We start from the raw sequence: 13,911 nt of genomic DNA, 5'->3' as shown, positions 1-13,911 counted from the left end.
ACTTTGTTTCGCGCATTGGTCCGACACTTGAGAAGCCGAAGATCTTGCAATCTCGCCTCTGCCTGCGGACCCATTTCCAGAACCAGCTGAAGAAGCGGGTAGCTCAGCTTCCGCGATTCCGCCACCGCCAAGAGAAATCCTTCCCGAGGAGTCGATTTCTCGCCACTGCGAATCAGGCAGTGAGTCAAGATTCTGAACGAGCGGCGAGCCGTCTGCGTCCGCTCTTGCTGCTTGAGGGGCCAGTATTGGGAGCCCTAGAGCGAGTATCAGAACTGAGATGCGAAACAAGCCCTTCGGCCAGCGCACTGTCGACATCGAATCCCTTCCGAGTGAGCCATGGTTGACAGCACCGTAACTTCACGCTGAAAGGATTCAAATCTTGACTTGTTGCGCTCTTTATGTGCGTCGAAAAGATGCAGATTAGATGCCCGAATGGGCACTTACGGCGTGATCTAGATCAAGCTTTTCTGCCTACTGATCCTTTGCCGACATCCCTCAGGATCTGATAGTCAGGGCCTGAACAACATCAGGGCTCCGACGTGAAGCCGGCTGGTCTGGTTTGACCGGTGTGGATCGGGGAGGTTGGGCGGGCACGTCGCTGGTAGTCATAGGGATGTCTAAAATCTCTATGAACGGGGTGCGACGTACCCGGATTGACGTTGTCGCGTGCGGGGCCTGCGTCGTCGAGTACGACGAGCCGGGTGTCGCTGGTGTTCCGAGCGAGGTCTGGTCGTGTCTGGAATCCCTGCCTGATCCCCGTGCGCCGCAGAGTTTAGTGCATCCGCTGGCCGCTTTGGTAGCCGCCGCGTTGTGCGCGATGACGGCCGCGGGGCATGACCGGCTGACCGCGGTCGGGCAGCGGCTCAAAGGTGCGAATCAGGTGGATCTGTCCCGGCTGCGGATGCCGTTCGACCCGCCACAAGGCCGGTTCCGGGTGCCGGACGAGAAGACGATCCGGGTGACCCTGGACCGTCCCGTACGACTGGTCCGAGGGCGAGCTTGCGTGGATGGGCGAGGACCAGATCGCCCTTTGGGAAGCCGAACTCGAGGCTGCCGAGGACCTGAAGCGATAGCGCCTGCTCGCTCAGATGATGTGCGGGCTGCGGCGTTCGAGCAGCATGACGTCGCGCCAGGTGCCGTGGTGACGGCCGATACGTTCGCGACTACCGATGGTGCGAAAGCCAAGGCGCCGATGCAGAGCCAAGCTGGCGGTGTTCTCACGGAAGATGCCGGACTGGATCGTCCAAATGCCCGCCGCCTCAGTGGAGGCGATGAGGGCGTCGAGCAGCCTGGTGGCCACGCCGCGGCCCCGGGCGCTGGGGGCGACGTAGACGGAGTGCTCCACGACGCCGCTGTAGACCAGGCGGTCGGAAACCTTGCTGGCGGCGACCCAGCCCAGGACGGTGTCGTCCTCGAGTGCGACGAACCGATGCTCAGGCAGTTTGGTGTGGTCGAAGGTGAGCCAGTCCGGTGCGCTGGTCTCGAAGGTGGCGTTGCCTTCGTCGATTCCGGCTTGGTAGATGTCCAGTACCTGCCCGGCATGCTCAGGCGTCATGGGCGTGATCATCGGGCGGTCGGCATCTGGGGAGCAGTGAAGTGGCCCAAGGCTGAGGCGATGTGGGCTACGCGCTCGGGCACAAGGGTGTAGTAGGCCCATACGCCGCGCTTTTCGCGGGTGAGTAGGCCGGCCTCGACCAGGATCTTCAGATGATGCGAGACCGTGGGCTGGGACAGCCCGACCGGTTCGGTCAGGTCGCACACACATGCCTCACCGCCCTCGTGCGCGGCCACCAGCGACAGAAGCTGCAACCGGGTGGGCTCGGCGAGTGCCTTGAGTAGGCTCGCCAATTTCTGCGCCTTCTCGACGCTGGGGATCGGCCCGCTCCCTGAAGGGGTGCAGCACGACGTGTCCTGGGCCTTGGGTGCCTGGCGGGCGATCTGCACGGACGTCATGCGCACCAGTCTGAGCCAAGACATTGACGATTGTCGATCCCTGGTCCAGGATCAGACATCGACAGACATCTATCTCTTGGAGTAGGTCATGACGTCACCGACCCAGCAGGGCGATCAGGCTGGAGATCTCCGCGAACAGGTCCGGGCTGGGTACGCCGCTGCCGCGATCGCTGTGACCAGCACGGGTGCGCGGGCTTCGTCGGCTTCGTGTTGTGGTCCGGATGCTGCGGCTGACTCGATGGCTCTGGACGGTTCGTTCGGGGCCGGCCTGTACGCGAGTGAGGACGTGGAAGGCCTGCCTGCTGAGGCGCTGGCCGCGTCGCTGGGCTGCGGGAACCCGATGGCGGTCGCCTCGCTGCGGCCGGGCGACCGGGTCCTGGACCTGGGCTCGGGCGGTGGGATCGACGTGCTGCTGTCGGCGAAGCGGGTGGGCCCGACCGGTCGGGCCTTCGGGCTGGACATGACCGAAGAGATGCTGGCCCTGGCCCGCGCCAACGCGGCGAAGGCCGATGCCGCGAACGTGGAGTTCTTGAAGGGCCAGATCGAGGCCATCCCGCTGCCGGCCGCCTCGATCAATGTGGTGATCAGCAACTGCGTGGTGAACCTGTCCACCGACAAGCCCGCCGTCCTGGCGGAGATGTTCCGTGTCCTGATCCCGGGCGGGCGGATCGGGATCAGCGACGTCGTGGCCGAGGACCATCTGTCCCCGGCCGAGCGGGCCGAACGCGGCAGCTACGTCGGCTGCATCGCCGGAGCTCTATCCAAGAGCGAATACCTTGACGGCCTGACCGCCGCCGGCTTCGCCAACGCGGGAGTCGAATTCACCCATGAGGCCGTCCCGGGCATGCACGGGGCCATCATCCGCGCTACCAAGCCCGCCGACGCGCCCCCAGTCCGGCCGCTCATCAGCCAGACCGGCCAGCACGAAGCGCAGCTCGGTAGGCCAACCGACTGCTGCTGAGCCCCACTCACCGCGACCACCCCCAAGGCGCACAGCGCGACGCCGGAGAACGCTCCCGCTTCGGCGCCGCGCACGGGCCGACTCCAGAACAAGGATTGCCTTGAGTTCCAACCCCACCCCTGTCCCACTCTCGGCGGCGCCCGGGCAGCCCGGACAGGCGCCGGTGATGGCACGGCTGTCAGTGCTGGACCGGTTTCTACCGGTCTGGATCATCGCGGCCATGCTGCTAGGCCTGGTGCTGGGCGCGGTCGTGCCCGGCCTGGACCAGGCACTGGATGCGGTCAAGGTGGGCTCAGTCAGCCTGCCGATCGCGATCGGGCTGCTGCTGATGATGTATCCGGTCCTGGCCAAGGTCCGCTACGACCAGACCGCTGCCGTGACCAGGGACCGGCGCCTTCTGGTTGCCTCGCTGGTGCTGAACTGGCTGCTCGGCCCGGCGGTCATGTTCGCGCTGGCCTGGCTGATGCTGCCCGACCTGCCCGAGTACCGCACCGGCCTGATCATCGTGGGCCTGGCACGCTGCATCGCCATGGTCCTGATCTGGAACGACCTGGCCTGCGGGGACTCCGAGGCCGCCGCCGTCCTGGTCGCCCTGAACAGCGTCTTCCAGATCGTGGCGTTCGCCGGCCTGGGGTGGTTCTACCTGCAGGTCCTGCCCGGCTGGCTGGGTCTGGCCACCACCAGCGTCTCCTTCTCCGTCGGCGCAATCGCTGTCAGCGTCCTGGTGTTCCTCGGCATCCCCCTGCTGGCCGGCTACCTGACCCGCGCCATCGGCGAACGCCGCAAGGGCCGCACCTGGTACGAGACCCGCTTCCTGCCCAGGATCGGGCCCATCGCGCTGTACGGACTGCTGTTCACCATCGTCATGCTCTTCGCCCTGCAAGGCGAAGCCATCACCAGCCAGCCCTTCGACGTCGCCCGGATCGCGCTGCCGCTGCTGGTCTACTTCACGCTCATGTTCGGCGGATCCTTCGCCTTCGGGCACGCCCTGGGCCTGGGCTACGCCAAGACCACCACGCTCTCGTTCACCGCCGCGGGCAACAATTTCGAACTGGCGATCGCGGTGGCCATCGCCACCTTCGGTGTCACCTCCGGACAGGCCCTGGCCGGGGTCGTCGGTCCTCTGATCGAGGTCCCCGCCCTGGTCGCGCTGGTCTACGTTGCTCTGTGGCTACGCGGCCGCTACTACCCCGCCGCGGGCAACGCTCAAAGAATTGACAACTCAACAGAAAGGCAAGCCCAGCGGTGACCAAGGTCTTGTTTGTCTGTGTCCGCAACGGCGGCAAGTCCCAGATGGCTGCTGCCCTCATGCGCCAGCACGCCGGGGCCAGCATCGCGGTCGATTCCGCCGGGACCGATCCCGGTAGCAAGCTGAACGCCCAGTCCGTGCAGGCGCTCGCTGAGGTCGGCGCCGACATGTCCGGTCAAACGCCCAAGGCCCTCACGTCGGACATGGTTGCCGATGCCGATCTGGTGGTGGTCCTCGGGGCTGAGGCCCAGGTCGAGCCGGTCGGTGGAACACCGGTGATCACCTGGGAGACCGACGAACCTTCCCTGCGCGGCATCGAGGGAATGGAACGCATGCGCCTGGTCCGTGACGACATCAACACTCGAGTTTTGGCTCTGGCACTCCAGTTCGGTTCCTGATGCAGGACCCCACGCCGACGCTGTCGACCCGCCATCCTTGACGATCTTCAGACCGTTGTGGCCCACTGTGACGGACAGACAAGCCAAAACCGCCCTCTCACGTGATCGCTGAAGTGATCGATCATTCATCCGCGTGGACAGGTCGAAGCCGGCCAAGGGCCTGGGTGATGTGGTCCATCCGCTCGGGAACAAGACTGTAATATGCCCACACACCACGTTTTTCGCGAGCCAGAAGACCTGCGTCCACCAGTATTCTCAGGTGGTGGGACACGGTCGGCTGGGACAGCCCGACCGGTTCGGTCAGATCGCAGGCACAGATCTCCCCACCGTTGCGGCCGGCCACCAGGGACAGTAGCCGCAGCCGCGCAGGCTCGGCCAGGGCCTTCAGCAGGCTGGCAAGTGCCTGCGCTTCCTCAATGCTGCGAATCGACCCACCGTCCTCGGTCGAGCCGCAAGCGGCAGCATTCGTAGCGCAGGACGTGGACTCCGACTGCTGGCGAGCGGTCTGCGCAGACGTCATGCACATCAGTCTGACCACAGCATTCACAATTGTCGATCCTTGGCCGAAATGCCCAAGGGTCGGGCACCCCGGCCACATTGTCGCCGCCGATCAGGCCGCCCTGCAGCGGCACACGTGTTGCCGCCGGTTGCCCCTGGGATCATTGATCGATTATCTTCGATGATAGATCTGCTGGTTGGACTCTCCGACCGCTCACCGTGACGTCGCCACCCGTCCCTCGAAAGGTCTGCCTTGAGCGATCTACTGAACCTTGCCGAGTTCGTGGCAAGTGAAAGTCTGCATCTGGCTCCGTGGTTCCTGTTCGCGATCGTGCTGGGCGTAGCGGTCCAGAAACTCTCGATCGATGTGCTGGCGCGGCGCAGCTTCCGCCGACGCGGCGTGACGGGGATTGCCGTGGTCACGGCCATTGGTGCTTTCAGCCCTTTCTGCTCCTTCACCGTGATCCCCCTGATCAGGCGCTTCCTGATCGCGGGAGTGCCGCTCTCGGCGGTGATGGCCTTCTGGGTCGCTTCTCCGTCCATGGACCCGGAGATCTATGCGCTGTCGGCTTCTCAACTGGGCTTCCCGATTGCCACGGGTCGTCTGGTCGGCGCACTGATCCTGAGTTTCGGTGCGGGCGTGCTGGTGCTGGTGCTGGAGCGCCGGGGCTACTTCGCCCACCCGCTCAGAGGTGCTGAACAGGTCAAGGCCGAAGCCGAGACGTCGTGTTCCTCAGCTCCCTCAGCTGCGGTGACCTCTCAGGCCCAGACCGACGCGGGCCAGACATCCCTTGCCGTCACCACCCTGGAACGTGAGCCTCAGCCAGCAAGCAGCAGCTGCAGCGGCGCCCAGCCCGAGCAGAGCTCCTGTTCATCATCCCCGTCCGGGACTGACTTCGTCGACGACGGAACCCCATGGCTGACCCTCGCCCGACGCGACCTGCGAGCGCTACGCGCCCAAGACGTACTGAAGGACATCGCGACGGACACCTGGCAACTGGGGCGCTGGTTGTTGCTGGCCATCGTCCTGGAGGGACTGGTCGTGATGTACGTGCCCGACACCGTCGTGGAGCACATCCTGGGCGTCGACGGCTTGGTGTCGATTGTCGTGGCAGGGTTGATCAGCGTTCCGCTCTACCTCAACGGCGTGGGCGCCATCCCCGTCGTCAACGGATTGCTGGAGCAGGGCATGCTCCCCGCCGCTGCTGTCACGTTCCTGCTGGGTGGGGCCGTGACCACGATCCCCGCCATGGTGGCGGTGCGCAGTGTGGTCAACACCAGGGTCTTCCTGGTCTATCTCGGGGTGGGTCTGATCGGCAGCGTCAGCATTGGCCTGGCTCTGCTGCCGTTGCTCTGAGCGCTCTCGGACTGGTACGTGCGAAGGCCGTTGCAGGAGTTTCTGCAACGGCCTTCGTCGTCGATGCGGTTCTAGATCGGCCGGTCCGCCTGAATGATGGCGGTGTGCATGCCGTCTGCGGCCTGCTGGGTCAGGGTGATCGTGACGTTCTCCAGTCCCACCGCTTCCAGCAGGTGGCGGTACTCGGAGATCGACAGCGCGCCGGCGATGCACTCGCTGTGGCTACCGCGCTCCGAGCGGTCGGCTGGGGACAGGTCGTCCTCGGCCACCACGTCACTGATCCCGATGCGCCCTCCAGGAACGAGAACCCTGGCCATCTCACCGAAGACGGCGGGCTTGTCCAGGGAGAGATTGATAACGCAGTTGGAGATGATGACGTCGACAGTCCCGGCGGGCAGGGGGATGGCTTCGATGTTGCCTTTCAGCAGCACAATGTTCTCGACGCCGGCGTCGTCGATGTTTCGTGCGGCCAGTGCCAGCATCTCCTCGAGGAAGTCCAGGCCGAACACCCGCCCGTCCGGTCCGACCCGACGGGCGCTGAGGATCAGGTCCAGTCCCCCACCCGATCCGAGATCCAGGACGGTCTCGCCCTCACGTAATTGGGCGACGGCAGTGGGATTACCGCAGCCCAGGCTCGCCAGCACCGCGGCATCCGGTGGAAGTTCGACCTCGATACCGGCGTAATTGCTGGCGCCGAAGGCCTCCATGGACGGGGAACAACAACTGGCACCGCCTTCGGCCTCGGCGGCCTTACCCCGGTAGTACTCCTGAACACCCTGCAGCAGATCGGTTTTCGTCTCGGTCATACCTCGTCCGTCTCATTCGTCATTCGTGCTCCCGGTTCAGGCGCCGGCCGCAGCGAGCCGATGCACCGGGGTCGGGTACCCGGGCTTGAACGACACGGGGGACGTCGCGGACGATGTCGCGCCCGTGGCGAGGTCCGCAGCCGCAACGGCGGCGGTGACGGCGGTGTCCAGCTGATCCGGCTCGACAGCCACCCGTGCGTTCACCACAGCTCTGACCTCGTCGCTCGTCGCCGCTGCCGTGCGGTCCGTCGTGGGCTCGGCCCCGGCCTCGGTGAGGCTGAGTTTCACGAAGTCACCGTCGGGAAGCTCGACCGTCAGCTTGGCGTGACCGATCACGGCGCCCTGCTGCGCCGACCACTGGGACAGATGGGTGAGGACCTGGTGAGCCCAGGCCGTCGGATCCAGACTCTCGCCCGAGGCAGACACCTGCAGTTCCTGGTTCATCCAGGCAAGCTGGGCCTCGGCCGCGGCGTAGCGGTCGTAGTCGACGTCCAGGATGACATCCTCGTTGGTTGAAGGGCCTTCCCAGGCGTTCAGCAAGGAGGACACGCCCTCGCCCTGGGTGGCGGAGTACCCCACGACCACGGCGTTCGGGTAGTCCTGACGCAGTTTCCCGAGCATTGTCGTGGCCTTGTCCGCAGGCAGCAGGTCGAGCTTGTTCAGGGCGATGACATCGGCCTCGATGAGCTGCTGCCGGAACAGGTAGGACAGGTCCGACTCGGGTTCGCCTCGTTCGGCGGCCCGGCTGAAGGCCTGATAGCGGAACGGGTCGAGCACGGTGGTCAGCGGGGTGACCACCATGCTGTCGCCGTAGTAGCGCCGCAACGGCCGCACGACGGTCGCCTGGAGGTCGGTACAGCTACCCACAGCCTCGGCGATAACGGTGTCGACCGCGTCCGAGTCCACCAGCCCGACCACGGCCTCGACGAGGTCCTCGAAGCGGCAGCAGAAGCATCCGCCGGTCACCTCGGCGACGCTGTCCAGCTGGCTGCGCGCGAGTTTGGTGTCGACCAGCTCGACCCCCTGGTCGTTGGTGATCACGGCGACCTTGTGCCCGGCTGCCTGGAGGGCGAGCGCGGTGGCGGTCATGGTCGTGGTCTTGCCGGCGCCGAGGAACCCGGTCAGGGGAATGAAAGTGATCATGAAGCTCTCCGTCTCATCCATGAAGTCGTGCTGGAAGCGCTGGCGAGGAGGAACTCGTGAAGCTGGGCTCAGCCCGTCGAGCAGCAACCGCCATCGGAACTGCCAGGCTGGATCAGGTTCAGGACCGGCACTGACCGCTCCGGTTCGTCGCCGAAGGCCGTACGCCGGCCCGCCGAGAAGTCACCCAGCCAGCGGCCGATCGTGGGCCGCAGGCTGGCATCCGAGACCAGCAGAGCGGTCGTCATGGCCCGCGACTGCGCTCCCCGCAACGTCTTGGCCCGGTGAGCTCCCGCGCCGCACTCCACGACGCGTAGCCCTTCGGCGTAGGCGTCACGGACCGGCGCGTCCAGGACCAGGACGAAGTAGATGCCGCTGCGGTCGCCGATCGCGTCGTAGTCGAAACCGGCCCACTTGGTGAACAGCCGATGTCCCTTACGGATGGTCACTCCGACCGCGACCAGCACGTCGTTGTCGAAACCGCAGTAGGCACGCAGGTCGGCGCCCTCGTCCAGCAGAGCGGTGATCAGGCCCAGGATGTGCCCTGGTTCCTCTCCGGCACCGTTCTTCTCACGGTTCAGGCAGATCAGTTCGGCAATACGCGAGGCATGCGGGCGGATCTGCTCGCCATCAATACGGCGCACGTCCAACCCGGAAGCCTCGGCCTTGCGCAGGTCCGCGGTGATGCGGCGCTTCTTCTTCACGGGAAGGGCGGCCAGATGCCCCTCCCAGCTGTCTGCATCCAGGGGAATGTGGTCCTCGTACCCCCAGAAGCCGCTGCTGGCTCCTGCGTCTTCCAAGGCGGTGACGAGCGCTTCGTTACCCCGTCGATCCGGGATCCACGGCGCAACGATGCTCTTGACGCCGGCCTCGAGCGCCGCCGGCACAAGAGCATTGACCATCGACGCCATCAAGGTGGGAGTCCAGAAGTTGTAGGCAATTTCGGACCGGTACCCCAGGGGCGAGCCCAGCAGCAGGGAAGGAAAGAACGGGTCAGTTCCCAGAGCGTCCACTTCGGCACTACGACCGGCATCGGCGTCCGCCCCGCAGCACACTTCCTCCCCGCTGGGCGCTCGCCAGCCGAGGTAGGTCCGGGGTTCGTGATCCACGGCTGGAGCACTGTCCAGGACGTACCCAGGCAGCAAGGCAAGCTCACCGCGCGCCCGGGTCGCGATCGTGTGCCACGCACGAGCCTCCGGCATTGCCTTTTCTGTGGCCCCCAGATAGGTCGGCCCCAGGTAGGGCCAACTGTCGGTGAGCGTGGTCATCTCCCCCGACCAGTCCAGGTCGGGCAGGGGTTGCCCGGTCGTCACGACCGTGCGCGGTGAACCACCCATGATGTTCTCCCTTCCGCAGCAGAATCGGTGATCAGCACTTCACGCAGCAGCGGATCTTTCCCGCGCCCTCGGCATCCGTACGGCGCTCCTGCCACAGCTCCTCGACCCGCTGGTCCGGGTGTTTCCACTCGACCCAGAAGCCGCGATCGACCGTCGCCACGTCCTCCATCCATGGGGACGTCAGCAGTGGCGAGCCCTTGAACAGCAGAAGCCGGGTCTGCAGCGCGGTCGGATCGGTGACCCGCGCCAGGCCGGTCTCGACCAGGAAGTCCTCGAAGGTCAGCAGTTCCTCGTACTCCACCCAGGGAGTGAAGGGGATGAACGTCGGGATGAGCTCGAAACCCAGGCGCCGGGACTCCTGCACGGCCGCGCGCATGTGATCGACGTCGATGTGCTTGTCGAAGATCCGCAAGACCCGGTTGGACGGGAACTCCAGGGCACAGGTGACCCGGCGCAGGCCCAGCGAGACCAGTTCGGTCAGTTCCTTGGGATAGCTGAGGACGTGGTCGACCCGGGTGGTGAACTCGAAGGTCACCGGGCCGATCTCCTCAGTCAGCCGACGGATGACCCCGACCCCGATGGTGCGGGAATTGAAGAACTCCGCGTCGATGAAGACGAAGTGCCGCACCCCCTCCTCAGCCAGCTGGAGAGCGTCCGCAAGCACGGTTTCGGCACTGTAGGCGGCGATGCCGCCGTCGTAGGCGCCGTACACCGAGCAGTAGGTGCACTTGTGGTGACACCCCCGGGAAGCTTCGATGTTGCCGGTCAGACCGAAGGCCGAGTGATGAGCCGGGTAGTGCACCAGGGACGGGAACAGCTCGCGGGCCGGCCGCTGCACGTCGATCCTTCGCCGAGGCGGCTTGGGACGCATGCCCTGGCTCGACATCATGGCCGGCACCTGGGCGAACCCGGCCCCAGCAGCGGCCGCCTGGACGATTTCCGGCATGACGGCCTCAGGTTCATCCATGACGACGCCGTCCGCGACGTCAAGGAAGGCACGATGATTCATCTGGGCGTACTGGCCGAACGTGATGACCGGAGCACCCGTCTGCGCGGTGATCCGCCGGGCCAGGTTCATCCCTCGCTCCAGGCCCTCGAACTGTTGCACGGAGACCAGGGCAAGATCGAAAGGTCCTTGCGGTTCGTCATCGGGACGCAGATGTGCGTCCCAACCGACGACCTCAGCACCGGCTGAACGAGCAGCTGCGGCCACGCAGGCGGAGGTCAGAGGTTGTAGTTCCGCCTCGAAGGCCGAGGCGACGAGCAGACGCGGGCTGGACACAGATCCTCCTAGAACACGGGACGGTGAAGAAGCGCCGAGCACAGCGCCTGGCCTGTTGTCGTTTCACGCAATGATCGAATATGGTCAATACGTCATGTCTGGATCGCTGAATGCCCAACCGCTGAACCGGGACACCGCCGAGGAGTACGCGTCCTGGTTCAAAGCGCTGTCCGATCCCAGCCGGGTGCAGATTCTGAACCTGCTGGCTCTAGCTCCCGAACCGATGAGCGTCGGTGAGATCGTCGAACGGATGGGGGTCGGGCAGTCCACCATCTCCCACCACCTGAAGATCCTGGCGGACGTCCGTTTCGTGTTCCGTGACCGTCAGGGCACTTCGGTCTACTACTCGATCAATGTGGCTTGCGTGGCTTGCTTTCCCAGCGCCGCCGACGCGGTCATGGGCCGGCCGACCAGTTCTCTGAGCAGCGAACCGGTATCAGCCGGGTCCGTTCCAGGTCCAGCCAAGCGCTGAGGTCGACGACCGCTCAGACCGCTGTCTTGATCTCCGCGAAAGTTGTTTCCTCATGGGGAACAACGACGTTCTCGGCCGCCGCTTCGACGTCCGGGTAGAGCGCGACCACCAGTGCCGCACCGATGAGGGCCCCGACGATCTGGGCCGCGATGAACGGCGCCACCGATGCCGGTGCGATGCCCGCGAACGTGTCGGAGAAGATCCGGCCGATCGTGACTGCCGGGTTGGCGAACGATGTGGAACTGGTGAACCAGTACGCCGCTCCGATGTAGGCCCCGACAGCAGCGGCTGACAGCGATGCGCGCCCGGTCCTGGCCAGAGCGAAGATCAGCACGATCAGTCCAGCCGTGGCCACTACCTCTGCCAGCAACACCGGAGCGGTCGCCCGGTCATGACCAGAGATATCCACTGCAGCAAGGTCATACATGAGATTGGCCAGAACGGCGCCCGCGATGGCACCCAGGATCTGCGCAATCGCGTAGAGCCCGACGTGCGGCAGCGGCAGACCGCCCGTACGCCGGCCGAACCACCAGTCCACCGTGGTCACGACCGGATTGAAGTGTGCACCGGAGGCTGGGCCGAAAACCAAGATCAGGACGGCCAACCCCAACACCGTCGCGGTGCTGTTCTGAAGCAACTGCAGCCCTGTATTGCCAGGCGAAAGTTGTTCTGCAGCAATGCCGGAACCAATTACCACGGTTACCAGCATCGCGGTTCCTACGAACTCGGCCAGTAGCGCTCTGCCAGGAATACCCGAAGACGAACGTGACCCGGACATACGCATGCCCCCCAAATGGACTGCACGAGCAACGCGACGGAGAAGACACCAGCCCCACGGTGGCGTCGACGACGGTGTCGATACCCATGAGAACCGACTGTGATCGAAGATTGACGATATTCGATCCTTAACTGCCGGTCAATGTCCGGTATGGAACCAATCGACGACCTTCGCGCAACGGTCTCGTCACAGGCCAGGACACACACATGCAGTCAATAGACCCCCTGAGGACGTGGGTGGCCGGCTTTCCCGGCCACCCACGTCCATGGTTTCACGGTCGGGTTAAGCCGGCCGGCCGCACCTGGTCGAACAGAGCCCGCAGACGCACCGGGAGCTGCCCGGCCAACCTGTACCCGGGCTGCCCCGGGAAAGGCAACCGCCACAAGAAGCTGGTCCCGATCACAGTCAGCACCTCCTCGCCCCAGCGGTCGACATGCTCGTCCAGGAACTCCAACTGCTGACGCCAGTTCGGGCCGTCGCCCAGGTAGGCCTCGACGATCCGGTCGGTAATCCCTTCTCCGGCACCGAAGAACAGATGCCCGAGCAGGCCACCCTCATTGTCCAGATGCACCTCGTAATCCAGCCGGAACTCGGGGAACCGCTCCACGAAAGCCAGGACGAACCGGACCACAGGATCCTCCACCACCAACCGCCTCCGCAGCTGACCTTCCTCGATCGCACCGATCCCCCGCATCGCCACGAATCTTTCTGCGGCCGCCAACACCACCGCCTCGAACTCCACGTCCCGGGCCTCGAGGCCCAGCAGCACCGCGCAATCGGGCACCCCGGCCGGATGCCGGGTGTCGACCCAGAACCAGCCCACCGGCGTGTTGTCCGCCTGCACCGCAAGCATCAGCAAATGGTCCGGCGAATCCCAGGTCGGCCCGGTCGGCTCAACCCCTGGAGCCGGGCCACAACGCTCTCGCCAGCCGTCGTAGTCGCCCCGCGACATCATGCGAATACGGATCTCCGACACAAGAGCGATCATCTCAGGCCGGAACCGTTACCCTCCTGTGGCACCAGCACGAAGTCCGGGAACGACGTGGACCGCAGCCACTTCGATCGGGTCGACCACGGCGATGTGGGCCAGCGGTTGTCCATCGACGTTGCGAGGCCATTGCTCGTCGTCCATTCCGCAACGCAACGCTCCGGAGCACACTGATGGCGCTCAGGTGAACGTGGCTCTGGCACAAATTCCGTGATCTTGTAACGCTCTGTTGCCGTGGGCATGATCTTGGGCAGTCGATCATGCTTGTCCGTGGGCACGGGGAGACTACTGCAGGGTCTGCTTCCGCATCTGCGGGAGTTGGCTATTGGCCGGGTGGACACGAGCGGGCCGGTGGTCCTGATCGAAGCGCGTTCGGAGGTGGCGGAGTTCGGGTGCACTGCTTGCGGGGGCATGTCAGATCGGGTTCATAGCCGCTATGTCCGGCGACTGGCGGACGCGGCGATCGCTGGACGAGAGGTCCAGGTTCTGCTGACGGTCCGCAGGTTTCGTTGTCTTGAACCAACTTGCCTTCAGGCTACTTTCGTTGAGCAGGTGCCTGGCGTGGCTGGACGCTATCAGCGACGCACTCGTCCGCTGAGGGGCGTTCTGGAGAAGACAGCGGTGATGCTCGGAGGGCGACCAGGCGCACGTCTGGTGGAGCGGTTGGCGATGAGCGCGAGCCGCTCGAGCAT

15 protein-coding genes and 1 pseudogene are annotated in these 13,911 nt (G+C 65.1%); 7 read left to right on the top strand and 9 right to left on the bottom strand.

What is annotated here, in order from left to right:
* Nucleotides 1–613: 613 nt before the first annotated feature.
* Nucleotides 614–955: pseudogene (locus LR394_RS43955) on the top strand (transposase family protein); the annotation flags it as partial.
* A gap of 129 nt (nucleotides 956–1,084) precedes the next feature.
* On the opposite strand, the gene LR394_RS40620 reads toward LR394_RS43955, so the two are convergent.
* The gene (locus LR394_RS40620; RefSeq protein ID WP_231450066.1) at nucleotides 1,085–1,555 is read right to left on the bottom strand and encodes a GNAT family N-acetyltransferase; all 471 of its coding nucleotides are present in this window, start codon (nucleotides 1,553–1,555) and stop codon (nucleotides 1,085–1,087) included.
* A gap of 8 nt (nucleotides 1,556–1,563) precedes the next feature.
* Nucleotides 1,564–1,953 carry an ArsR/SmtB family transcription factor gene (locus LR394_RS40615; protein WP_231450065.1) on the bottom strand — a complete coding sequence of 130 codons (390 nt, stop codon included), beginning with the start codon at nucleotides 1,951–1,953 and terminating at the stop codon, nucleotides 1,564–1,566.
* A gap of 88 nt (nucleotides 1,954–2,041) precedes the next feature.
* Here LR394_RS40615 and arsM point away from each other — a divergent pair, with 88 nt between their 5' ends.
* From arsM to LR394_RS40600, 3 genes are all read left to right on the top strand, one after another.
* Nucleotides 2,042–2,914 carry an arsenite methyltransferase gene (arsM, locus tag LR394_RS40610; protein WP_231450064.1) on the top strand — a complete coding sequence of 291 codons (873 nt, stop codon included), beginning with the start codon at nucleotides 2,042–2,044 and terminating at the stop codon, nucleotides 2,912–2,914.
* 166 nt (nucleotides 2,915–3,080) lie between these two features.
* On the top strand, nucleotides 3,081–4,163 hold the full coding sequence (arsB, locus tag LR394_RS40605) for an ACR3 family arsenite efflux transporter (RefSeq protein WP_231450063.1): 1,083 nt from the start codon (nucleotides 3,081–3,083) through the stop codon (nucleotides 4,161–4,163).
* On the top strand, nucleotides 4,160–4,561 hold the full coding sequence (locus LR394_RS40600) for an arsenate-mycothiol transferase ArsC (protein WP_231450062.1): 402 nt from the start codon (nucleotides 4,160–4,162) through the stop codon (nucleotides 4,559–4,561). The genes arsB and LR394_RS40600 overlap by 4 nt, the downstream gene beginning before the upstream one ends.
* A 121-nt stretch (nucleotides 4,562–4,682) precedes the next feature.
* Here the strand turns inward: LR394_RS40600 and LR394_RS40595 are convergent, their stop codons facing one another.
* A complete protein-coding gene (locus LR394_RS40595; protein WP_231450061.1) occupies nucleotides 4,683–5,081 on the bottom strand; it encodes an ArsR/SmtB family transcription factor in 399 nt (132 codons plus the stop codon).
* Between the two features lie 231 nt (nucleotides 5,082–5,312).
* Between LR394_RS40595 and LR394_RS40590 the strand changes: the two genes are divergently transcribed.
* Nucleotides 5,313–6,416, top strand: coding sequence for a permease (locus tag LR394_RS40590; RefSeq protein WP_231450060.1), 1,104 nt, complete (start codon nucleotides 5,313–5,315; stop codon nucleotides 6,414–6,416).
* 71 nt (nucleotides 6,417–6,487) lie between these two features.
* Here LR394_RS40590 and LR394_RS40585 read toward each other — a convergent pair whose 3' ends face one another.
* From LR394_RS40585 to arsL, 4 genes are all read right to left on the bottom strand, one after another.
* Nucleotides 6,488–7,222 carry a methyltransferase domain-containing protein gene (locus LR394_RS40585; protein WP_231450059.1) on the bottom strand — a complete coding sequence of 245 codons (735 nt, stop codon included), beginning with the start codon at nucleotides 7,220–7,222 and terminating at the stop codon, nucleotides 6,488–6,490.
* Nucleotides 7,223–7,258: 36 nt separating this feature from the next.
* Nucleotides 7,259–8,365 (bottom strand): CobW-like GTP-binding protein, encoded by a 1,107-nt coding sequence (locus LR394_RS40580; protein WP_231450058.1) that lies wholly within the window; start codon nucleotides 8,363–8,365, stop codon nucleotides 7,259–7,261.
* A 68-nt stretch (nucleotides 8,366–8,433) separates the two neighbouring features.
* Nucleotides 8,434–9,699 carry a GNAT family N-acetyltransferase gene (locus LR394_RS40575; RefSeq protein ID WP_231450057.1) on the bottom strand — a complete coding sequence of 422 codons (1,266 nt, stop codon included), beginning with the start codon at nucleotides 9,697–9,699 and terminating at the stop codon, nucleotides 8,434–8,436.
* 31 nt (nucleotides 9,700–9,730) lie between these two features.
* On the bottom strand, nucleotides 9,731–10,981 hold the full coding sequence (gene arsL, locus LR394_RS40570) for an arsinothricin biosynthesis radical SAM protein ArsL (protein ID WP_231450056.1): 1,251 nt from the start codon (nucleotides 10,979–10,981) through the stop codon (nucleotides 9,731–9,733).
* 94 nt (nucleotides 10,982–11,075) lie between these two features.
* Between arsL and LR394_RS40565 the strand changes: the two genes are divergently transcribed.
* A complete protein-coding gene (locus LR394_RS40565; RefSeq protein WP_231450055.1) occupies nucleotides 11,076–11,453 on the top strand; it encodes an ArsR/SmtB family transcription factor in 378 nt (125 codons plus the stop codon).
* A gap of 13 nt (nucleotides 11,454–11,466) precedes the next feature.
* Here LR394_RS40565 and LR394_RS40560 read toward each other — a convergent pair whose 3' ends face one another.
* A complete protein-coding gene (locus tag LR394_RS40560) occupies nucleotides 11,467–12,231 on the bottom strand; it encodes an aquaporin (RefSeq protein ID WP_269330587.1) in 765 nt (254 codons plus the stop codon).
* A gap of 271 nt (nucleotides 12,232–12,502) precedes the next feature.
* Entirely contained in the window at nucleotides 12,503–13,084 is a 582-nt protein-coding gene (locus tag LR394_RS40555) for a hypothetical protein (RefSeq protein WP_231450053.1), read from the bottom strand.
* 375 nt (nucleotides 13,085–13,459) lie between these two features.
* Between LR394_RS40555 and LR394_RS43950 the strand changes: the two genes are divergently transcribed.
* A partial coding sequence (locus LR394_RS43950; protein ID WP_407937218.1) for a transposase family protein occupies nucleotides 13,460–13,911 on the top strand: 452 nt, incomplete at its 3' end.

The organism is Kineosporia babensis, from assembly GCF_021129305.1.
GTDB classification, from domain to species: Bacteria; Actinomycetota; Actinomycetes; order Actinomycetales; family Kineosporiaceae; genus Kineosporia; species Kineosporia babensis.
Note: the sequence above shows the minus strand (reverse complement) of the source record. Positions and strands in the feature narration are given on the sequence as shown.